This is a genomic window from Aliigemmobacter aestuarii, assembly GCF_004799285.1.
Lineage (GTDB): Bacteria > Pseudomonadota > Alphaproteobacteria > Rhodobacterales > Rhodobacteraceae > Aliigemmobacter > Aliigemmobacter aestuarii.
On record NZ_SSND01000004.1, the window covers coordinates 1 to 21029 of the forward strand.

A 21029-nucleotide genomic window follows, 5' to 3' on the forward strand; every position below is an offset into this window, starting at 1 on the left:
ATCCCGGATCGCCGCGATCAGCAGTTCGGGAATGCCGCAAAGGCCAAAACCCCCCGCGGCAATGGTCATGCCGTCAAACAGCAGACCGTCCAACGCGGATTGCGCGTCAGGATAAACCTTCGTCATGGGAAACCCCCTGCAAACTCTCCACGGGTTTTGTGGGGCAGGGCGCGGGCGGAGTCAATCGCCGCACTGCGGCGACTGCCCTTGGCCGCAGGTTTCAGAACAGCTCGATCGTGGCGCCGTTGAAGAGGTCGTCGAATGTGTCGACACCGCGGAACAGGATCGTCTCGCCGCCCGCGAACCGAAGGGCGAAGTCGCCGTTGATCGTGGTGCCGAAGCGCTGGATCACCTCGGAGGAGCCGAGGGTTCCCGTCCACAGCCGGTCATCCAGCCAGATCGTGTCGCGCAGGTCTGCGGCCAGCCCCGGTGTGGTGCGGATATCGGTGATCACGTCCCGTCCCGACCCGCGGGTGAAGATGAAATCGTCGGGGCCCGCGCCGCCGGTCAGCCGGTCGCGCCCGCCGCCGCCGTTCAGCACGTCATTGCCGGCGCCTCCGTTGATGGCGTCGTTTCCGCCTCCGCCGAACATCCGGTCATGGCCGCGCGCGCCGTCGATCCGGTCGCGCCCCGCCCCGCCGAAGAGGTCGTCGTTGCCGCCCCGTCCGTTCAGCGTATCGGCGCCGCCCCGGCTCTCGATATAGTCGTCGCGCCCCGAGCCGTTCAGTGTGTTCGCCTGTGCGTTCCCCGCCTTGTAGGCCGCAAGGAACGGGGCCGGTTTCAGGAAGGGGTTCGACAGGGCGAAGGTGCCGGGCCGGTCGGTGGCGCCCCCCGGCTGCAGGTCGCCGTCCGTCGCATGCACCGTGATCACCCGCCCGTCGGCGGAAATGTCGTAGCTGTAGGCCGACACGTTCAGCCCGGCGTCGAAACTGTCTCCAGTCCGCGTCACGCCGTTCCAGGATCCCTGCAATTGCACCGATTTCCCGGTTGCGGCGTTGAACAGCCAAAGCCCGTTCTTCGTCACGTCCGGATTGCCCGAATGCGAAAACAGCACGAACTGGCCGTTGCCGCTGATCTGGGGGCCATAGGAATCGCCGTCCAACTGGCGGCCTGCCTGATCGACCGACACAAGCCGCGTGTTGCCGCCGGCGGCAGAATAGAGGAACACGTCATCGTCGCCGTTCCGATCGCCGCTGATCAGGTTCGTGGCCTCGGACCGGTAGGCGACGAAGCGCCCGTCGGCGGAAATCTCGGCTTCGCGCGAGGTGGCGTTGCCCGGATCGCCGTTCGCGGCGCGGCTGATGATCCGCGCCCCGCCGCCTGTCCCATAAAGGACCACCTGATACCCGTTCGTCTCGGCCCCGGCCGAACTGGAGAAATAGCCGGTATAGGCCATGGCCAGCCCGTTCCCCGAAAGGGACGCAGGGCCGAAGGTCGAGGTTTCACCGGTCGGCGTGCCGGGGCGCGTCACCGTGTTCGAGACAAGATCGACGATTACCATCTCGTCGCCGCCGCGGGTTCCGCCGAAACTGTCGATCCGGTCCACGGCGACGGCCACCTTCTGCCCGTTGCGCGACAGGGCCGCGAACGAGGTTTCCAGCAGAAGGCCGGGCCCCGCATTCGCCACCCCGGTGAAACCGGTGCCCGGGGTTCCGACCAGCACATCGATCGCGGCGTTCGGAAAGGCGATGCGGCTTCCGTCCGGCGCCAGCGCCACGGTGATGGCGAGGCCCGTCTGCAGAAGGCTGAACGTATTGGCCAGCGTGGTCTGCCCGGTCTGAAGATCGCGGACAAAGAAATTGCGGTCGTTCAGGCCAAGGGGGCCGGGTGTATTGGGCACCAGATCGGTGGAGGTCGAGGCGAACAGGACAAAGCGGCCTGTTTCCGAGATGATCTGGCTGGAATTCAGCGGGTCGTTCCGGCCATTTCCGAGGCGTCCGCCGTTGCCGACCGAAACGAATTTCATGTGCGAAAGAAACATGGGTCACTCCGTAAAACCTTGGGTAAAACCTTGGTGCTAATGCAGCTACGAATATGCGGGTCGGAAATTCCGCAGATCAAATCAAATCTTCAGGGTGCGGGATTTTTCCCGCTTCGGTGATGCGGGTGCCGTGGAGCGGTTCTGCAGCGCCCGCCTGCCATCCCTTTACCCCGCCGCCGCGGCCGCTATGCTGCGCGCGCCCGCCCGCGTGGTGGAATGGTAGACACAGGGGACTTAAAATCCCTAGGCTTCGGCCATGCCGGTTCGAGTCCGGCCGCGGGCACCATCCATTTGGCTCGTTCCGCGTTCGGCGTTCGGCCGTCGTAGGGACGGGCAGGTCGTGACGCGCAGGTCGTGACGGGCCGTCTTGCGGGCGCAAGGCCTGTCTGGTTTGATCTTCCGGTCAGCAGGAAGGAGCCGGAGCCATGGCGACAGAATCCGAAGTTTTCACGCTTCCCGCGCGTCGGGGTCGTGCGGTGCGCCTTGGAAAGGGCGACGCGATCCAGATCATCAACACACACGGGTCGCAGGTGGTGGATACATGGGTGTTCAACGCCGAGGACCTGACCGAATTCTAGTCGAACGAACACATGCGGCCGACGCTTGGCAAGCTTTGGCCGGGCAAGGGCGATGCGCTGATCACGAACCGGCGCCGGCCGATCGCGATCATCGAAGAGGATACGTCGCCCGGGCGTCACGATACGCTGATCGCGGCCTGTGACGATTATCGCTATGGGCTTCTGGGGTGCAGGGATTACCACGACAACTGCACCGACAACCTGCATGCGGCGATGCGGCGGATCGGGCTTGAGGCGCCGGAATGCCCAAGCCCGCTGAACCTGTGGATGAACATTCCGGTTGCGGCGGACGGATCGACAAGCTGGGGCGAACCCCTGTCGAAGCCCGGCGACCATGTCGTTCTTCGTGCGTTGATGGATTGCGTGGTGGCGATGTCGGCCTGTCCGCAGGACATGCTGCCGATCAATGGCGCGGATTGCCAGCCCACCGAGGCGCATTACCGGATCCTGCACGGCCCGCGCTGAGGGCGGCGGCGGGCTTTTGCCGCCGGGATCAGCAGGTGCCGCCGCAGAGGCGGGCCTGTCGGGGCGGTTCGGGCCAGCTTACCTTTTGCGGCCACTCGGCCTTTTGCGGCAGGACCATCAGTTGGCGGCGATAGTCGAGCCACTGCGCCCGACCTGCCAGCGCGACGGGATGGCTTTCGATCCACTCCGTCGCCATGAGACAGCGGCGATGATAGAGCACGGCAATCTCTTCTGTGTTCCGGGCGAAGGGCAATTCGGTCATGGGTGCGGTGATCCTCTCTGGCGGGTATCGTGCGCGCAATCGCCGAAAAATGGATTGATATATATCAAGCAGCGACCCCTGTGCCCTGGCGCCGGGGGACGCGGGACCGTTGCAGATCGCCGGGGATGGCCGGGAAAACCCGCGATTTCACACGGTCGGGAAGCGGTGTAAGGTGGCCCGGTGCAACGGCTGGCTCCCTGTGGCGAGGGCATGGCCCTCAGGCCGGGGATGTCAAAGCGGGCGTGGTGGAACGGGCATGGCGGTAACCCTGAAGGACGTGGCAGAGCGCGCGGGCGTGTCCCGTTCGGCGGTGTCGCGCACCTTCACGCCGGGCGCGTCGGTTTCGGCCAGAACCCGCGAAAAGGTGGAACGGGCGGCGCGCGATCTGGGCTATGCGCCCAATGCGCTGGCCTCAAGCCTGACGACCGGACGCACCAAGCTCATCGGCCTGATCGTGAACAACTTCCACAATCCCCTGATCCTCGAGGTGTTCGACCTGTTCACCCGGGGCTTGCAGGACAGGGGCCTGCGGCCGCTGGTGGTGAACCTCAGTGCCGCGACCGATCCGGCGGGAACGGTGCGGATGCTCAGGCAGTATTCCGTCGATGGCGTGATCGTGGCGTCCTCCACCCTGCCGCCAAGTTTTTCGGCCTCGTTCCGCGAGGCGGGGATTCCGGTGGTTCATGCCTTCGGGCGCCATTCGCCCGCGCCGGATGTCCATGTCGCGGGGATCGACAACATCGTCTGCGGCCGGATGGCCGCTGATGCGCTGGTCCGCCGGGGCCACCGCCGGGTGGGGTTTCTGGGCGGGCCGGAACGGGCCAGTTCGACGCAGGATCGCGCCGCGGGGTTCCTTGAGGCCCTGAAGGCCCATCCCGGCATTTCCGTCAGCGTCAGCTACGCGACCGATTACACCTTCGATGCCGGCCGGACCGAGATGCAGCGCCTGCTTTCCGGCACCCCGGCCGAGGCCTATTTCTGTGGCGACGACCTGTTGGCCATCGGCGCGCTGAGCGCGATCCGCGAGGCTGGCCTGCAAGTGCCCGGGGATATCGGCCTGATCGGGCTGAACGACATGGAAATGGCGCGCTGGCAGAACATCGGGCTGACGACGATCCGCCAGCCCGTGGCGCAGATCATCGAGGCGGCGATCGACCTTGTGGTGAAGACGATCGAAACCCCCGACTGCCCGATTGAATCCCGGCTTTTCCCCTGCGATGTGATTGACCGCCAGACGCTGCGCCCGCCCCTCTGACGCACCGTCAGCGGAACATCGGCGGGCGGGCATCGACCCATGCGCCCCCCGCCCTGGCCGAGGCCACGGCCGCATGGACCGCCGCCATCGACCGCAGGCCGCTTTCCGCGCCCGGAAGCCCGTCGCGCGCTTCTCCCCGGATCGCATCGGCGAGATCGCAATAGATGTTCGCCACCGCCAGCGGAAAACCCTCTGGGTGGGCGATGGCCACGCGCGACAGGCGCCGCGCCTCGTCATGCAGCCCTCCTTCGCCCTTTTCGATGATCTGGGTGCGCCCGCCGACCGGCGTATAAATCAGCTGGTTCGGCTGTTCCGAAGCCCAACGAAGCCCCCCGGTTTCGCCGAAGACCTGAATGTCGAACCCGTGCTGACGGCCGATCGCGACCGAGGATGTCCAAAGCCGCCCGACCGTGCCGCCGGTCATGCGGAAATTCACCATCGCGTCATCCTCCAGTTCACGGCTGGGGATGGTCGAGGCGAAATCGGCGGACAGGCGTTCCACCTCGTCATCGCAGATGAAGCTTGCCATGTGCAGCGCATGGATTCCGCAATCGGCGAACTGCCCCGAGACCCCCGCCATCGCCGGATCATAGCGCCAGCGCACGCGGGGATTGTCGGCATCCGTCGCATCGCCGTGGTGGCCGTGGCTGAAGTTCGTGACGACCAGCCGCACGCGCCCGACCTCGCCCGCGCGCACCATGGCGCGGGCCTGGCGGATCATCGGATAGGCGGAATAGCAGTAGTTGACCGCGCAGATGCGGCCCGTCCGGCGCGCGGTGCGCACGATCTCTTCGCCCTCGTCCACCGTCATTGTCATGGGCTTTTCGCACAGCACGTGGAACCCGGCCTCTAGAAACGCCCGGGTGATCTCGAAATGGGTGGAATTGGGTGTGGCCACGGTGACAAGGTCGACGCGGTCGGGGCGGTTCCGTTCGCCTTCCAGCATCTCGCGCCAGTCGCCATAGGCACGGTCGGCGGCGATGCCCAGACGTTGTGCATAGTCGCGCCCGGCATCGGGCCGGTGGTCCAGCGCGCCCGCGACAAAGGCGAAATGCCCGTCAGCCTGCGCGCCAAGACGGTGTGCCGGGCCGATCTGGCTGCCTTCGCCGCCGCCGATCATGCCCCAGTTCAGTTTGGCCATGGCTTTCCCTCAGAATCCGATGGATTTCAGATAGTCGCGGTTCCGGCGCGCGTCCTCGACCGGGTGGACATCCAGCGTCGGGTCGCAATCCTGCTCGACCGTGCACCAGCCTTCGTATCCCGCGTCCAGCAGGATCTGCCGGACTGCGGGGAAATCGACATCGCCCTGCCCGAGATTGCAGAAGATGCCTTGCCCGCAGGCGTCGTAAAAACCCGTGCCGCGCGCGATCACATCCGCCTTCACCGCCGGGTCGATATCCTTGAAATGCATGTACGAGATGCGCCCGACATGGCGGCGCATGAAGGCCACCGGATCGAACCCCGCATAGGAATGATGGCCGGTGTCGAAACAGATCTTCAGGATCTTTTCATCCACCTCGTCCAGGAGGCGTTCCAGTTCGGGTTCAAAGTCGATGAAGCCCGCCGCATGGGCATGGATGCCGACGGTCAGGCCGTAATCCTCGGCACCCATCCGGGCGACCGTGGCGATGCGGTCGCGGAAGGCTGTCCATTCGGCAAGGTCCATCTGTTCGGCGGCATCCGGGCGGCCCGCCGTGGGTGCCCGGCGGGGCGAGATCGAATCGATCAGCACCAGATGCCGCGCACCATGCGCGACCAGCGCCCGGCAGGTCCGCTGCGCCGCATCCACCACCTCGTCCCATTTGGCGGGATCGTGGAACGGGCGAAAGACCACGCCGCCGATCAGCTCCAGCCCGTTTTCGGCCAGCGCCTCGGACAGGATCGCGGGGTCTTCGGGCATGTAGCCGATGGGGCCAAGCTCGATCCCGCGGTATCCTGCGTCGGCGCAGTCCTTCAGCACCTGACGCCAGGGCGGGTTGCGCGGATCGCCCGCGAATTCGACGCCCCAGGAACAGGGCGCATTGCCGATGCGGATGGTCATTTCGGGGTGTTCCTCATGTGGTCAGGACGCTGTGCCAGCGTCCGTCGGCGGATGCGGCGAAGGCCGTTTCGATCACCTGGGCCACGGCAAGGCCATCGCGGAAGGTTGGCCAGACCGGGCGGCCTGTCTCGATCGCGGTCAGGAAATCGCGCGCCTCGATGATGATCTGATCCTGATATCCGGTGCCATGGCCCGGACCCTGGCAGAAGGCGAGGTAATCGGGATGTGCGGGGCCGGTCAGGATGCGGGTGAAGCCGCGCGCGGCCTCGGGCCCTTCGGCGCGATAGAGCCAGACCGCGTTCTGGTCTTCCTGGTCAAAGCGGATCGCGCCCTTCGTGCCGTGGATTTCATAGGCATAGCCCATCTTCCGCCCGGTCGCGGTGCGGCTGATGTAGAGATGCCCCATCACGCCCGAGGCAAAGCGCAGCATGATCTGGGCGTGGTCGTCATTGTCCACCGCGACCGGGCCATGCGGGCCGGGGCGGGTGGTGTGGATCGTCTCGATCCGGGCCGACAGTTCGGCGACATCCCCCATCAGTGCCAGCGCGCAGTTGATCGGATGCGGCGCCAGATCGCCCATGCAGCCATTCGCGCGCCCGGTCGTCCGCCATGTCGCGGGCAGCGCGGGATCGGCCAGGAAATCCTCGGTATGTTCGCCGCGGAACCACGTCACCTGTCCGATGGCGCCTTCGGCCAGAAGGCGGCGTACGAACTGCGTGGCGGGGGTGCGCACATAGTTGAAGCCGATCATGTTCGGCAGGCCCGAGGCCTCTGCCGCCGCCACCATCGCGCGCGCATCCTCAAGCGAGGCCCCAAGCGGTTTTTCGCAAAAGACGGGCTTTCCCGCGGCAAAGGCCGCTTCGGCAATCGCGCGGTGGGTGGCTTGCGGCGAGGCGATCACCACCGCCTCGACCCGTGGATCGGCGACGAGGTCGCGCCAGTCGCGCGCCGCGCGGGCAAATCCATAGGCGCGCCGATAGGTTTCGGCCGAATCCGCGCTTGAGGCGGCGATCATTTCAAGCCGGGGCCTGAGGGCAGTGTCAAAGACCGCGCCCACGGCAGACAGGGCCACGGCATGGGCCTTGCCCATGTAGCCGCCGCCGACAAGCCCGATCCCGATTTCCCGCATTGGCGCCTCCTGTCGTCGACCCGGTTGCAACCGGTTGCAAAAGATGTATCCTCAGTCCGCACGGCGCGCAAGTCCCGTTCCTGTCGAAACGCGGGGGGCGCCATGCGGGGGAGGAAGAATGTCGGGTTCGGACGGAAGGATCAGGCTGACCGTGGCGCAGGCCATCGTCCGCTGGCTGATGAACCAGTTCATCGAGATCGACGGCGTCGAGACGCGCATCTGCGGCGGGGGCTTCGGCATCTTCGGCCATGGCAACGTGCCCTGCCTGGGCGAGGCGCTCTATCCGGTTCGCGACGAGATGCCGCTTTACCGGGGGCAGAACGAACAGGCGATGGGATTTGCCGCGGCGGCCTATGCCAAGTATCACCTGCGGCGACGCTTCATGTTCTGCACCGCAAGCGCGGGCCCCGGCACGGCGAACCTGGTGACGGCGGCGGCCCTTGCCCATGCCAACCGCCTGCCGATGCTGATGCTTTGCGGCGATACGTTCCTGACGCGCCTTCCCGATCCGGTGCTGCAGCAACTGGAGCATTTCGGCGATCCGACGCTGGGGGTGAACGACGCCTTCCGCGCCGTCAGCCGCTACTGGGACAGGATCACCCATCCGGCGCAGGTCCTGCAATCCCTGCCCGCCGCGCTGGCCACGATGCTGGACCCGGCCGATTGCGGGCCCGCCTTCCTTGGCCTTCCGCAGGATGTGCAGGGCTGGGCCTGGGATTACCCCGAAGCCTTCTTCGCCCGGCGGGTGCATCGCATCCGCAGGCAGACCCCGGACGAGGCCGATCTGGCCGAGGCGGCGGCCCTTCTGCGGGCGGCGCGGCGGCCGGTGATCGTTGCGGGCGGTGGCGTGCAGTATTCCGGCGCGGTGGCCGAACTGACCGCCTTCGCCGAGGCGCATGGCATCCCGGTCGTGGAAACCATCGCCGGCCGCGCGAACCTTCTGGCCACCCATCCCCTGAACGCCGGGCCGATCGGCGTGACCGGATCGGACAGCGCCAATGCCATCGCCGGGGCCGCCGATGTGGTGTTGGCGGTCGGCACAAGGTTGCAGGATTTCACCACCGGATCCTGGACGGTCTTCGCGCCAGGGGCGCGTCTGATCGGCCTCAACGCGGCGCGCCATGATGCGGCCAAGCACCTGTCGCTGCCGGTCGTCGGGGATGCACGGCTTGGGCTGGTGGCGCTGGATCGTGCGCTTGGCGGCCATCGCGCGCCTGCAGAGTGGACGGCACGGGCGGCGGCCGAGCGGCGCGCCTGGGATGACTACGTCGCGGCGAACACGGCCCCCGGAAACCGCCCGAATTCCTATGCCCAGGCCATCGGCACGGTGAACGCGCTTTGCCATCCGCGCGACCGGATCGTGACCGCCGCGGGCGGGCTTCCGGCAGAGATCACCGCGAACTGGCGCACGCTGGGGATCGGAACGGTGGATGTGGAGTTCGGCTTTTCCTGCATGGGCTATGAAATCGCCGGCGGCTGGGGCGCGCGGATTGCACAATCCGAACAAGAGCCTGATCGGGATACGATCGTCTTCGTCGGTGACGGCAGTTACCTGCTGATGAACTCCGACATCTATTCCTCGGTCCTGACGGGGAAAAAGCTGATCGTGCTGGTGCTGGACAACGGTGGTTTCGCCGTCATCAACAAGCTGCAGAACAACACCGGACAGGACAGTTTCAACAATCTGATCGCCGATTGCCCGACGGTGGCCGACCCGTTCCCGGTGGATTTCGAAGCCCATGCGCGGGCAATGGGGGCGCTGGCCGAAACCGTCGCCAATCCGGCGGAACTGGCTGCCGCCTTCCGTCGGGCGCAGGCTGCCGACCGAACGACGGTCATCGTGATGCAGGTCGATCCCTACGAAGGCTGGACGACGCGAGGCCACGCCTGGTGGGAAATCGGCACTGCCGAGGTGTCGCAAAGCGCCCGCGTGCGTGACAGCCGCGCCGGGGTCGAGTCCGGCCGCGCGGCGCAAAGGCAGGGCGTGTGATGGGGGGTCTTGCCAGGCTTTCGGGGCGGTCCTTTCTGGTCCTGGGCCGGGCGGGGATGGACCTTTACGCCGATCCCCCCGGCGCGCGGATGGAAGAGGCCACGCGCTTTACCACCGCGCTTGGCGGATCGTCGGCCAATATCGCGGTGGCACTGACGCGGCAGGGTTGCCAGGCCGCGCTTGTGACCTGTGTGTCTGATGACGCCATTGGCCGGTTCTGCCTGAACCAGCTTGACCGCTATGGAATCGACCGGCGGCATGTGCGTGCCGTTGCGGGCGAGGCGCGCAATTCGCTGGCCCTTGTCGAAACCCGGCTGGAGGATTGCCAGTCGGTGATCTACCGCAATGGTGCGGCGGATTTCGCGATGACCCTCGCCGATGTCGAGGCGGTGGATTATTCCGCCCATTCGGCGCTGATCGCCACCGGGACGGTGCTTGCGGCCGAACCTTCGCGCGGCGCTGCGTTCCGGGCCTTCGATCTGGCGCGCGCGGCAGGCCTGCCCCTGATCTTCGATATCGACCATCGCCCCTATTCCTGGCCTTCGGCGCAGGTCGCCTCGGACGTCTGTTCGCGCGCCGCCGCGCTATGTGACGTGATCGTGGGCAATGACGTGGAATTCGGCTTTCTCGCGGGCGATCCCGGCAAGGGACTGGAAGCCGCGCGCGCCCTTGTCACGGCCGGAGCGGCGATCGCCGTCTACAAGATGGGCGAGAAGGGCGCGATCACCCTTGCGCCGGATGACGAGTTCGAAACCGGCATCTACCGCACAGCGGCGCTGAAGCCGACCGGGGCGGGCGACAGCTTTCTTGGCGGCTTCATCGCGGCCCTTGCCGATGGCCGCCCCCTGCGCGAGGCGGTGCTGCGCGGATCGGCCGCCGCCGCAATCGTCGTGTCGCGGGTGGGTTGCGCGCCTGCGATGCCCGATCGCGCCGAACTCGACCGTTTTCTTGCCGAACACCCCGGCCCCGATGCCGATTGAGGAGAGACCATGCACATCGCCCCCTTCGACAATCAGAACCGCCCCATCGTCGATGCCGATGACGCCCTCGTGCCGCTGGTCTATTTCAACCGCATCCGCCTGCGCGCCGGAGAACACTTCGATTATCGCGTGGCTGGGTATGAAACCTGCATCGTGCCCGCGACCGGGACCGTGACGGTCGAGACGGCGGGCGAGGCCTTTGCCGGGATCGGCCATCGCGGCGCGGATGTCTGGGATGGCGAACCCGAAGGCGTCTATGTGCCCACCGACACCGGCGCGCGCATCACCGCGCTGACCGATACCGAAACCTTCATCGCGGGCGCGAGGTTCGCCGAAACCCTGCGCCCCTTCGCGGTGCGGGCGGGTGATCTGGACGTGGTGCAATACGGGTCGGACGACACCAAGACTCACCGCAAGATCAAGCATATCCTGGGCGCGGCCTACCATGACCGCGTGGGCCGCCTTCTGGTCAGCGAGCTTTTCACCGTGGGGGCAGGGGGGTGGTCGGGATTTCCCAGCCACAAGCACGACACCGACCGCCTGCCCGAGGAAACCCGGCACGACGAATGTTACAATTTCCGCTTCCGGCCTGACTATGGGTCGGGCCTGCAGATGCTGCAGCGCGTCGACAACGAACCGGGCGATGCCTATCACATCATGGATGGCTCGACCGTGCTGATCGACCGTGGCTATCACCCCTGCTGCGTCCTGCCGGGATACGAGATGTATTACTTCACCATCCTCGGCGGGCAGAACCAGCGCAGCCTGAAACAGTATTTCCAGCCGACCCATGCCGCGCAGCTGCACACCATTCCGGGGATTATGGACATGGTGGCCAAGTTCAAATGACGCGGGCCACGCTGGCACAGGTTCTGCAACCGGCCCTGCGGTCAGGCTATGCCGTGCCGGGCTTTGTCTGCCTCGGGTGGGAGGATGCCCGCGCCTATGTCGCCGCGGCCGAGGCCGAACAGGCGCCCGTGATCCTTCAGGCGGGGCCGGGCGCGCGGGCGCATATGCCGGTGGCGGTCTGGGCGGCGATGTTCCGGCACCTGGGGGAAGGCGCGGGCGTGCCGGTGGTGGCGCATCTGGATCATGGCACCGACATCGAGGAATGCCGCGCCGCGATCGGGGAAGGCTTCACCTCGGTGATGTTCGACGGATCGCGCCTGCCGCTGTCGCAGAACATCGACCTGACCGCCGCCGTTGCCGGTCTGGCGCATGCCGCCGGGGTGTCCTGCGAGGGCGAGATCGGCTTTGTCGGCTATGCGCGGGGGGCGCAGTCCAAGGGCACGGACCCGGCCGAGGCCGCGCGCTTTGCCAAGGAAACCGGGGTCGATGCGATGGCCGTTTCGGTCGGGAACCTGCACCTTCAGGAAGACGCGGGCAACGGGCTTGACCTGCCCCGCATCCGCGCGATCGAGGCGATGACGGTTGTGCCCCTGGTCATTCACGGCGGCTCCGGGGTTCCGGCATCGGAACGCAGCGATCTGGCGGCGTCCTCGCATGTGTGCAAGTTCAACATCGGAACCGAGCTGCGGCAGGTCTTTGGCCGGGCGCTGCGCGAAGCTGTCGCACGGGATGCCGCAAGGTTCGACCGGCTTGAGCTGCTTGGGGAAACCGAAGCGCCGCTGGTCGAAGCCGCGCGGCTGGTCCTGCGCCAGCTTGGCGCGTCCGGCAAGGCGGGGCAGGGCGCCCTTTCACAATGATCCCCCCGGAATGACGAAACCCCGGACAGTGTCCGGGGTTTCGCCGTGTCGTGTGGGGCGGACCAGGGCCCGCCCCGCCCTGTGCCTTACGCCAGATCGAAGCGGTCGGCGTTCATCACCTTGGTCCAGGCGGCGACGAAGTCCTGCACGAACTTCTCGCGGCTGTCGTCCTGGGCATAGACCTCGGCATAGGCGCGCAGGACCGAGTTCGAACCGAACACCAGATCCGCACGGGTCGCGGTGTGGCGCACGGCGCCGGACTTGCGATCCTGGATCTCGTAAAGGTTGCGGCCCTTCGGCACCCACTTCAGGCCCATGTCGGTCAGCGTGACGAAGAAATCGTTCGTCAGCGCGCCGGGGCGGTCGGTGAAGACGCCATGCGCCGTGCCGCCGTGGTTGGTGCCCATCACGCGCATGCCGCCCAGAAGGCAGGTCATCTCGCAGGCGGTCAGGCCCATCAGCTGCGCGCGGTCCAGCAGCAGCTCTTCGGGCTGCACGACGTAATCCTTCTTCAGCCAGTTGCGGAAGCCATCGGCCACCGGTTCCAGAACGTCGAAGGATTCCGCGTCGGTCTGCTCTTGCGTCGCGTCACCGCGTCCGGGGGCGAAGGGCACCGTGATGTCGAAGCCCGCGGCCTTCGCCGCCATCTCGACGCCAAGGTTGCCCGCCAGCACGATCACATCGGCAACCGAGGCGCCCGTCGCCGCGGCGATCGGCTCCAGCGCCGCAAGGACGCGCGCCAGCCGGGCCGGTTCGTTGCCTTCCCAGTCCTTCTGCGGCGCAAGGCGGATGCGGGCACCGTTCGCGCCGCCGCGGAAGTCCGACCCGCGGAAGGTGCGGGCGCTGTCCCAGGCGGTGGCGACCATGTCGGCCGCCGACAGACCGGCCGCTGCGATCTTCGCCTTGACCGCCGCCACGTCATAGCCGGTGCTGCCGGCCGGGACCGGATCCTGCCAGATCAGGTCTTCGCCGGGGACTTCCGGGCCGATGTAGCGCGCCTTCGGCCCCATGTCGCGGTGGGTCAGCTTGAACCAGGCGCGGGCGAAGGCATCGTCGAACTGGTCGGGGTTCTTGTGGAACCGCTCCGAGATCTCGCGGTAGATCGGGTCCATCTTCATCGCCATGTCCGCGTCGGTCATGATCGGGTTGTAGCGGATCGACGGGTCTTCCACGTCAACCGGCTTGTCCTCTTCGCGGATGTTGACCGGCTCCCACTGCCATGCGCCGGCGGGGGATTTCTTCAGTTCCCATTCATACCCCAGCAGCAGGTCGAAATAGCCGTTGTCCCACTTGGTCGGGTGCGTGGTCCAGGCGCCTTCGATGCCCGAGGTCACGGTGTTCCGGCCGATGCCGCGGCTCGTGTGGTTCATCCATCCCAGGCCCTGTTCGTCGATCGCCGCACCTTCGGGCGAGGGGCCGAGGTTTTCGGCCCGCCCGTTGCCATGGGCCTTGCCCACGGTATGGCCACCGGCCGTCAGCGCCACGGTTTCCTCGTCGTTCATGCCCATGCGGGCGAAGGTCTCGCGCACCTGAAGCGCGGTCTTCAGCGGGTCAGGCTGGCCATTCACGCCTTCGGGGTTCACGTAGATGAGGCCCATCTGCACGGCGGCCAGCGGGTTTTCCATCGTCGAGGGGTCCTCGACGTTCTCATAGCGGTTGTCGGACGGCGCAAGCCATTCCTTTTCCGAACCCCAGTAGACGTCCTTTTCGGGATGCCAGATGTCCTCGCGGCCGAAGCCGAAGCCGAAGGTCTTGAAGCCCATCGATTCATAGGCGACGTTGCCGGCCAGGAGGATCAGGTCGGCCCAGCTGATCTTGTTGCCGTACTTCTTCTTGATCGGCCACAGCAGACGGCGCGCCTTGTCGAGGTTGGCGTTGTCCGGCCAGCTGTTCAGCGGGGCGAAACGCTGGTTGCCGGTGTTGCCGCCGCCGCGCCCGTCGGCCGAGCGGTACGAGCCCGCCGCGTGCCAGGCCATGCGGATCATCAGGCCGCCGTAATGGCCCCAGTCCGCCGGCCACCAGTCCTGGCTGTCGGTCATCAGTGCGGTCAGGTCGGCCTTCAGCGCCTTGACGTCCAGCTTCTTGACCTCTTTGCGATAGTCGAACCCTTTCAGCGGGTTGGTCTTGGTGTCGTGCTGATGCAGGATGTCGAGGTTCAGCGCATTGGGCCACCATTCCATCACGCTGCTGCCGGTCGAGGTCAGCGCCCCATGCATCACCGGGCACTTGCCGGGTTCATTGACGTTTTTACCGTCCATCTGTCTCTCCTGATCTGGGTGAATGGCTTGCCGCAATGGCAATGTGGAATCGTTCTAACAAAAAGTGTTCATCAGTGGAATTCCAATCTCCTGATTGCCGTGATAATTTTGCCTTATGATAAACCTCACCCTGAAACAGTTGCGCTATTTCGACGCCCTTGCCCGGCAGGGGCATTTCGGGCGGGCGGCCGAGGTCTGCGCCATCTCGCAGCCCGCACTGTCCATGCAGATCAAGGAGATGGAGGCGACGCTTGGTACCGATCTGGTCGAACGGGGGGCGCGGCAGGTCCGCCTGACTGCCTTCGGCGAAGAGGTTCTGGCCCGGGCACGCGAAATCCTGCGGGCTGTCGACGAGTTGCAGGATCTGGCCCGGGCGACGCGGGGCGGGCTTTCGGGGCGGTTGCGGATCGGGGTGATTCCGACCGTTGGCCCCTATCTTCTGCCCCGCCTGATCGCCGATCTGACCCGGCGCTTTCCCGAGCTTGACCTGCAACTGCGCGAAACGGTGACGCACCGCCTGATCCGCGAACTGGCCGAGGGTCGGCTGGACACGGCCATCGTCGCGCTTCCGGTGTCGGAACCCGCGCTGGCCGAGGTCGCCCTGTTTTCCGAGGAATTCGTGCTTGTCCGCCCGGCCGAGGACGCGGGCAAGCCCGTGCCCAACCCCGAGGCACTGCGCGAGATGCGGCTTCTCTTGCTGGAAGAGGGGCATTGCTTTCGCGATCAGGCGCTGTCGTTCTGCAACCTTGAAACCCGGCGCCCGCGCGAATTGCTGGACGGCAGTTCGCTGTCGACGCTGGTGCAGATGGTGGGCGCGGGGATCGGCGTCACGCTGATCCCGGAAATGGCCGTGGCGGTGGAAACCGGATCGGCCCCCGTGTCGATCGCGCATTTCGACAAGCCCGCGCCAAGCCGGACCATCGGCATGGTCTGGCGGCGGTCAAGCCCGCTGGCGCGTCAGTTGCAACAGGTGGCCGAGGTCGTCCGCGCCGTGGCCACGTCGAAGACCCCGGCGCAGGCCCCGCACTGACCCCGGCGCGCTGATCCGGCCTAGAAGGCGATGATGTCGAAGTCGTCTTCCGTCAGATTGGCCACGTTGAAGTTTTTCAGCAGGATCTCGACCTCATCCCCGGTGAGCCGGACATCTGACCCGACCTGGAAACGGTCGAACTCGATCAGTTGATCGGCCGGCGCCCGGATCACGATCCGGTCCACCCCGTCCTCGAAATCGGTGATGACATCGCTGCCGCTGTTCACCTTGTAGATGAAGCGGTCCGCGCCGGCCCCGCCGGTCATCGTGTCATTCCCGCCGCCGCCGTTCAGGCGGTCGTTTGCGCTGCCGCCAAGAAGCGTGTCACTGCCCGACATGCCCTCGAGCAGGTCTGCCCCCAGCCGCCCCTCAAGCCGGTCGCGACCGATGCCACCTTTCAGCACGTCATTGCCCGCGCCCCCGATCATCCGGTCTGCGCCGGTCTGACCCAGCAGCACATCCGCGCCGGCCTCGCCGCGCAGCCTGTCGTTGCCAAGGCCGCCGATCAGCCGGTCGCTCGCCGTGCCGCCCCGGATCAGGTCGTTGCCGGCATCGCCCAGGATCGTATCGCCCAAGGAACTGCCGATCACGGTGTCATTCCCCGCTCCGGCAAAGAAGTAGTGCCCTTCGGGCGGAAGCGGCCCGTCGGTCAGCAACCGGACGAAGTTCGCGGGCGCCAGCATCTGCCGCAACAGGGCGATGTCGTCCGTCCGGTCGGAGGTTGCCGCCGCGTTCGCGACATCCACCGCCGAAACCACGAAACCCATGATGCCGTTCACCCATTCCGGCCCGCCGGTGTGATAGGCAAAGCCGTAAACCGCCCCGCCGGTGATCGTGCCACTGCTTTCGGTGATGTTGCTGCCAAGGAAGACGGGGAAAAAGCTCATCGGGCCGGGGCCCATGATCCGCAGCTCATCGTAATACGCGATGTTGCCCAGTCCGTAGACGGCGACGGTCTTGCCCAGGTCGCTGTCGATCAGCGATGCCGTTGTCGGCCCGCCAAGATCGGAAAGGTTGAAATCGCGCATGTCGAAGGGGGTGCGGATCACGACCCGCGCGTCGGCATCAATCAGAAGGGGTTCAGACATGACTTTGCTCCACAGGCCATGATGTTCAAATTACCATTCACACAATTGCAGCAGAGATTATCACGCCGGCGCGAGTCGGCCTATCCGTCTCGTGCGGTGGTCAGCCCGTTTCCTTGACGGCTTCCATCGCCACATAGGTCGATGTCCCTGCCACATGGGGCAGGGCGCTGATCTTTTCCGCAAGGACCCGGCGGTAATCCTGGATGTCCGATGTCCGCACCTTCAGAAGATAGTCGAAGCGGCTGGCGATCATGTGGCACTGTTCCACCTCGGGGATCGTCAGCACCGCCCGGTTGAAGGCCTGCAATGCGGCCTCGCGCGTGTCGGACAGCCGCACCTCGACGAAGGCCACATGCGCCATGCCCATGCGGATCGGGTCCAGCAGGGCGCGATATCCGGTGATGACACCGATTTCCTCAAGCCGCTTGAGCCGCGCCTGTGTGGGCGATTTCGAAAGCCCGATGCGCCGGGCGAGTTCGGTTGCGGTGATCCGGCCTTCGGTCTGAAGGATGGTCAGGATGGCCCGATCGAACCGGTCAAGGTCTACGCTTTCCATTTTGCCTCCGATAGTTGGGAAATTCACGGCAAACGGCCACCATATGAAGCATCTTCAGGAAGAACGACTTCCTGATCAGATGTATCATGGGCGAAACGCAGATTCCAGCCACAGGATCACCCCGATGCCGCGCGACGCCGCCCCGAATGCCTGGTCGATCATCTCTCATGACAGCCTCCGGGACGAGGCCGCGCTGGTCCGCGCCCTGATCGCCGAGGCGGGGCTGGATGCCGAGGCCCGCGCCCGCATCAGCGCCGCCGGGGCCGATCTGGTGGCCCGCATCCGTGCCAGCGCCAAACCTGGGCTGATGGAGGTTTTCCTGGCCGAATACGGCCTGTCCACCGACGAAGGCATCGCGCTGATGTGCCTTGCCGAAGCGCTTCTGCGGGTGCCCGACGCCGAGACGATGGATGCGCTGATCGAGGACAAGATCGCGCCCTCGGACTGGGGCCGCCATCTGGGCAAGTCCGCCTCGAGCCTTGTCAATGCCTCCACCTGGGCGCTCATGCTGACAGGCAAGGTGCTGGACGACCGCGAACCGGGCGTCGTGGGCCATCTGCGCGCGGCCGTCAAACGGCTGGGCGAACCGGTGATCCGCACCGCCGTCTCGCGCGCGATGAAAGAGATGGGCCGCCAGTTCGTGCTGGGCGAAACCATCGAAGCCGCGATGAAGCGCGCGACCGAGCTTGAGGCGAAGGGCTATACCTACAGCTATGACATGCTGGGCGAGGCCGCGCGCACCGAAGCCGACGCGCGGCGCTATCATCTGGCCTATTCCAAGGCGATCTCGGCCATCGCCGCCGCCGCGACCAAGGGCGACATCCGGTCGAACCCCGGCATCTCGGTCAAGCTGTCGGCGCTGCATCCGCGCTATGAGGTCGCCAAGCGCGACCGTGTGATGGATGAACTGGTGCCGCGCGTCCGGGCGCTGGCGGGGCTTGCCAAGGCCGCGGGGCTTGGCTTCAACATCGACGCCGAGGAAGCCGACCGGCTCCAACTGTCGCTTGAGGTGATCGAACGAGTGCTGGCCGATCCGGCGCTGCGCGGGTGGGACGGCTTCGGCGTGGTGGTGCAGGCCTATGGCCGCCGGGCGGGCGCGGTGATCGACTGGCTTTACGACCTGGCCACGCGGCTTGACCGCAAGATCATGGTGCGACTGGTGAAGGGCGCCTACTGGGATGCCGAGGTGAAGCGCGCGCAGGTCCTGGGGCTGGAAAGCTTTCCCGTCTTCACCCGCAAGCAGGCGACCGATGTGTCCTACATCGCCAATGCCCGCAAGCTTCTGGGGATGACCGACCGGATCTATCCGCAGTTCGCCACCCACAACGCCCACACCGTCGCCGCGATCCTCGACATGGCCGAGGACAAGCGCGCCTTCGAATTCCAGCGCCTGCATGGCATGGGCGAACGGCTGCACGATCTGGTGCTGACCGGGCAGGGCACGCGTTGCCGCATCTATGCGCCGGTGGGCGCGCATCGCGACCTTCTGGCCTATCTGGTGCGCCGCCTGCTGGAAAACGGCGCGAATTCCAGCTTCGTCAACCAGATCGTCGACGAGGACGTGCCGGCCGAGGTCGTCGCGGCCTGCCCGCTGACGGCGATGGAAGGGATGGCGCAGATCGCCAACCCCGCGCTTGTCACCGGGCCCGGCTTGTTCGGATCCCGTCGCAACTCTGCCGGGTTCGACCTGACCGACGAGGCGGACCTTGCGCGGATCGAGGCCGCCCGCGCGCCCCATGCGGCCACCCTCTTTGACGCCCGCCCGCGTCTGGCGGGGCCGCTGGCCGGGGGGCAGCGCGACGAGATTCGCAACCCCGCCACGGGCGCGCCGGTGGGCAACGTGATCCCCGCCGCCGCCCCGGATGTCGAAACCGCGCTGGCATCGGCGCGGGTCTGGGATGCGGCCCCGGCGGAACGGGCCGAGGTGCTGCGCCGCGCTTCTGACCTTTACGAGGCCGAATTCGGCCCGATCTTCGCGCTTCTCGCACGCGAGGCGGGCAAATCGCAGGCCGATGCCGTTTCGGAACTGCGCGAGGCGGTGGATTTCCTGCGCTATTACGCGGACGGGGCCGGAACCCTTTCCGCCCCGCCGCGCGGTGTCTTCACTTGCATCAGCCCGTGGAACTTCCCGCTGGCGATCTTCACCGGCCAGATCGCCGCGGCGCTGGCCGCCGGAAACGCGGTGATCGCCAAGCCCGCCGAACAGACGCCGCTGATCGCGACCTTCGCGGTGGACCTGATGCACCGTGCGGGTGTGCCTGCGACGGCGCTGCAGCTTCTTCCCGGCGATGGCCCGACCGTGGGCGCGGCGCTGACGCGCGATCCGCGCGTGAACGGCGTCTGCTTCACAGGGTCCACCGAAACAGCTCTGATGATCCGCCGCGCGATGGCCGAACATCTGGACCCGTCCGCGCCGCTGATCGCCGAAACCGGCGGGCTGAACGCGATGATCGTGGATTCGACCGCGCTTCCCGAACAGGCGGTGCGCGACATCCTCGCCTCGGCCTTCCAGTCGGCCGGACAGCGCTGTTCCGCGCTGCGCTGCCTCTACCTGCAGGAAGACATCGCCGGCCACGTGCTGCCCATGCTTTATGGCGCGATGGATGAACTGGCCCTTGGCGATCCCTGGGCCTTGTCCACCGACGTGGGGCCGGTGATCGACGCCGAGGCGCAGGCGGGCATCCGCGCCTATGTCGAGGCCGCGCGCGCCGAGGGCCGGGTGCTGAAGGAACTTGCCGCCCCCGCCGCGGGCACCTTCATCGCGCCGACCGTGATCCGGGTCGCGGGCATCGACCGGATGGAGCGCGAGATCTTCGGCCCGGTCCTGCATGTGGCCACCTTCAAGGCCAACGAGATCGACGCCGTTGTGGATGCTGTGAACGCCACCGGCTACGGGCTGACCTTCGGGTTGCATACCCGCATCGACGACCGTGTGCAGCAGATCGTGGACCGCATCCGCGTGGGCAACACCTATGTCAACCGCAACCAGATCGGCGCCGTGGTGGGCAGCCAGCCCTTCGGCGGCGAGGGCCTGTCGGGCACCGGGCCCAAGGCGGGCGGGCCGGAATACCTGTCGCGCTTCACCGCGCATCCCGCCACCCACAGCGCCCCTGACGGCAGCCGCGCGGACGAGGCGGCGGTACAGAAGGCCCTGACGGCGCTGCGCCCGATCGCGCGGCCAATCCACACCCTTGACCTGCCGGGGCCGACGGGTGAATCGAACCGGCTGTCCACCTTCCCGCGCGAACCGCTTCTGTGCCTTGGCCCCGACCGGGCGGCGGCACTGACGCAGGCGGAACTGGTGCGCAAGCTGGGTGGCCTCGCGGTGGAAGCACCGGGGCTTGATCCCGAGGCGCTGACACGGCTTCAGGGCTTTGCGGGCGCGATCCTCTGGGGCGGGGACGGCCACGCCGATGCCCGCGCCCGCGCCCATGCGCGCGCTCTCGCCGCGCGCCCCGGGCCGATCCTGCCACTGATCACCGGCACGCCAGACCTTGCCCATGTGGCGCTGGAACGGCATGTCTGCATCGACACCACCGCCTCGGGCGGGAACGCGCAGCTTCTGGCGGCGGTCGGCGAAGGCTGACCGTCTTTCTGGCCCGGATATCCGCGACCTGTGCCGACTTGCTGCGGGGTGCCGCCACCGCCCCGCCAGCGATGCGGCCTTGATCCGGCTTGATCCGGCCATCCCCCGTTCCGGGGCCAGCAGG

16 protein-coding genes, 1 tRNA gene and 1 pseudogene are annotated in these 21029 nt (G+C 66.7%); 9 read left to right on the top strand and 9 right to left on the bottom strand.

The genetic code is table 11. From position 1 onward, the window contains the following. A partial coding sequence (locus E7811_RS13650) for a CoA-transferase (RefSeq protein ID WP_281277067.1) occupies positions 1-126 on the bottom strand: 126 nt, incomplete at its 3' end. 94 nt (positions 127-220) lie between these two features. Beyond that, positions 221-1981 carry a calcium-binding protein gene (locus E7811_RS13655; RefSeq protein ID WP_136395232.1) on the bottom strand — a complete coding sequence of 587 codons (1761 nt, stop codon included), beginning with the start codon at positions 1979-1981 and terminating at the stop codon, positions 221-223. Between the two features lie 202 nt (positions 1982-2183). Between E7811_RS13655 and E7811_RS13660 the strand changes: the two genes are divergently transcribed. Next, a tRNA-Leu gene (locus E7811_RS13660) sits at positions 2184-2267 on the top strand. 139 nt (positions 2268-2406) lie between these two features. Then, positions 2407-3024, top strand: a pseudogene (locus E7811_RS13665) (DUF1989 domain-containing protein). 28 nt (positions 3025-3052) lie between these two features. On the opposite strand, the gene E7811_RS13670 reads toward E7811_RS13665, so the two are convergent. Continuing rightward, positions 3053-3286, bottom strand: coding sequence for a phage tail assembly chaperone (locus E7811_RS13670; RefSeq protein WP_136395233.1), 234 nt, complete (start codon positions 3284-3286; stop codon positions 3053-3055). Positions 3287-3542: 256 nt separating this feature from the next. Here E7811_RS13670 and E7811_RS13675 point away from each other — a divergent pair, with 256 nt between their 5' ends. Continuing rightward, the gene (locus E7811_RS13675; RefSeq protein ID WP_136395234.1) at positions 3543-4541 is read left to right on the top strand and encodes a LacI family DNA-binding transcriptional regulator; all 999 of its coding nucleotides are present in this window, start codon (positions 3543-3545) and stop codon (positions 4539-4541) included. A 7-nt stretch (positions 4542-4548) separates the two neighbouring features. Here E7811_RS13675 and E7811_RS13680 read toward each other — a convergent pair whose 3' ends face one another. Genes E7811_RS13680 through E7811_RS13690 form a run of 3 tightly spaced genes read right to left on the bottom strand, consistent with a single transcriptional unit; the run spans position 4549 to position 7711 of the window. Beyond that, positions 4549-5682, bottom strand: a complete 1134-nt coding sequence (locus E7811_RS13680; RefSeq protein ID WP_136395235.1) for a Gfo/Idh/MocA family protein — start codon at positions 5680-5682, stop codon at positions 4549-4551. Positions 5683-5691: 9 nt separating this feature from the next. Then, positions 5692-6582, bottom strand: coding sequence for a TIM barrel protein (locus tag E7811_RS13685; protein WP_136395236.1), 891 nt, complete (start codon positions 6580-6582; stop codon positions 5692-5694). Between the two features lie 13 nt (positions 6583-6595). Continuing rightward, positions 6596-7711, bottom strand: a complete 1116-nt coding sequence (locus tag E7811_RS13690; protein WP_136395237.1) for a Gfo/Idh/MocA family protein — start codon at positions 7709-7711, stop codon at positions 6596-6598. Between the two features lie 118 nt (positions 7712-7829). Here E7811_RS13690 and iolD point away from each other — a divergent pair, with 118 nt between their 5' ends. The 4 genes from iolD to E7811_RS13710 are packed head-to-tail and all read left to right on the top strand — an operon-like array spanning position 7830 to position 12387. Further along, positions 7830-9701: a 3D-(3,5/4)-trihydroxycyclohexane-1,2-dione acylhydrolase (decyclizing) gene (gene iolD / locus E7811_RS13695; RefSeq protein WP_136395238.1), complete on the top strand. Its 1872-nt coding sequence runs from the start codon at positions 7830-7832 to the stop codon at positions 9699-9701. Next, positions 9701-10681: a 5-dehydro-2-deoxygluconokinase gene (gene iolC / locus E7811_RS13700; protein WP_136395239.1), complete on the top strand. Its 981-nt coding sequence runs from the start codon at positions 9701-9703 to the stop codon at positions 10679-10681. Before iolD ends, iolC begins: the two co-directional genes overlap by 1 nt. Before the next feature lie 9 nt (positions 10682-10690). Continuing rightward, on the top strand, positions 10691-11530 hold the full coding sequence (locus tag E7811_RS13705; protein ID WP_136395240.1) for a 5-deoxy-glucuronate isomerase: 840 nt from the start codon (positions 10691-10693) through the stop codon (positions 11528-11530). Then, positions 11527-12387: a class II fructose-bisphosphate aldolase gene (locus E7811_RS13710; protein WP_136395241.1), complete on the top strand. Its 861-nt coding sequence runs from the start codon at positions 11527-11529 to the stop codon at positions 12385-12387. Before E7811_RS13705 ends, E7811_RS13710 begins: the two co-directional genes overlap by 4 nt. Before the next feature lie 86 nt (positions 12388-12473). Here E7811_RS13710 and katG read toward each other — a convergent pair whose 3' ends face one another. Continuing rightward, the gene (gene katG / locus E7811_RS13715) at positions 12474-14645 is read right to left on the bottom strand and encodes a catalase/peroxidase HPI (RefSeq protein ID WP_136395242.1); all 2172 of its coding nucleotides are present in this window, start codon (positions 14643-14645) and stop codon (positions 12474-12476) included. A 115-nt stretch (positions 14646-14760) separates the two neighbouring features. Between katG and E7811_RS13720 the strand changes: the two genes are divergently transcribed. Next, positions 14761-15675, top strand: coding sequence for a hydrogen peroxide-inducible genes activator (locus tag E7811_RS13720; RefSeq protein WP_136395243.1), 915 nt, complete (start codon positions 14761-14763; stop codon positions 15673-15675). Between the two features lie 20 nt (positions 15676-15695). Here the strand turns inward: E7811_RS13720 and E7811_RS13725 are convergent, their stop codons facing one another. Beyond that, positions 15696-16763, bottom strand: a complete 1068-nt coding sequence (locus E7811_RS13725; protein ID WP_136395244.1) for a calcium-binding protein — start codon at positions 16761-16763, stop codon at positions 15696-15698. 100 nt (positions 16764-16863) lie between these two features. Next, the gene (locus E7811_RS13730) at positions 16864-17319 is read right to left on the bottom strand and encodes an Lrp/AsnC family transcriptional regulator (protein WP_136395245.1); all 456 of its coding nucleotides are present in this window, start codon (positions 17317-17319) and stop codon (positions 16864-16866) included. Between the two features lie 124 nt (positions 17320-17443). Between E7811_RS13730 and putA the strand changes: the two genes are divergently transcribed. Continuing rightward, on the top strand, positions 17444-20905 hold the full coding sequence (gene putA / locus E7811_RS13735; protein WP_136395246.1) for a bifunctional proline dehydrogenase/L-glutamate gamma-semialdehyde dehydrogenase PutA: 3462 nt from the start codon (positions 17444-17446) through the stop codon (positions 20903-20905). The last annotated feature ends 124 nt before the right edge of the window (positions 20906-21029 follow it).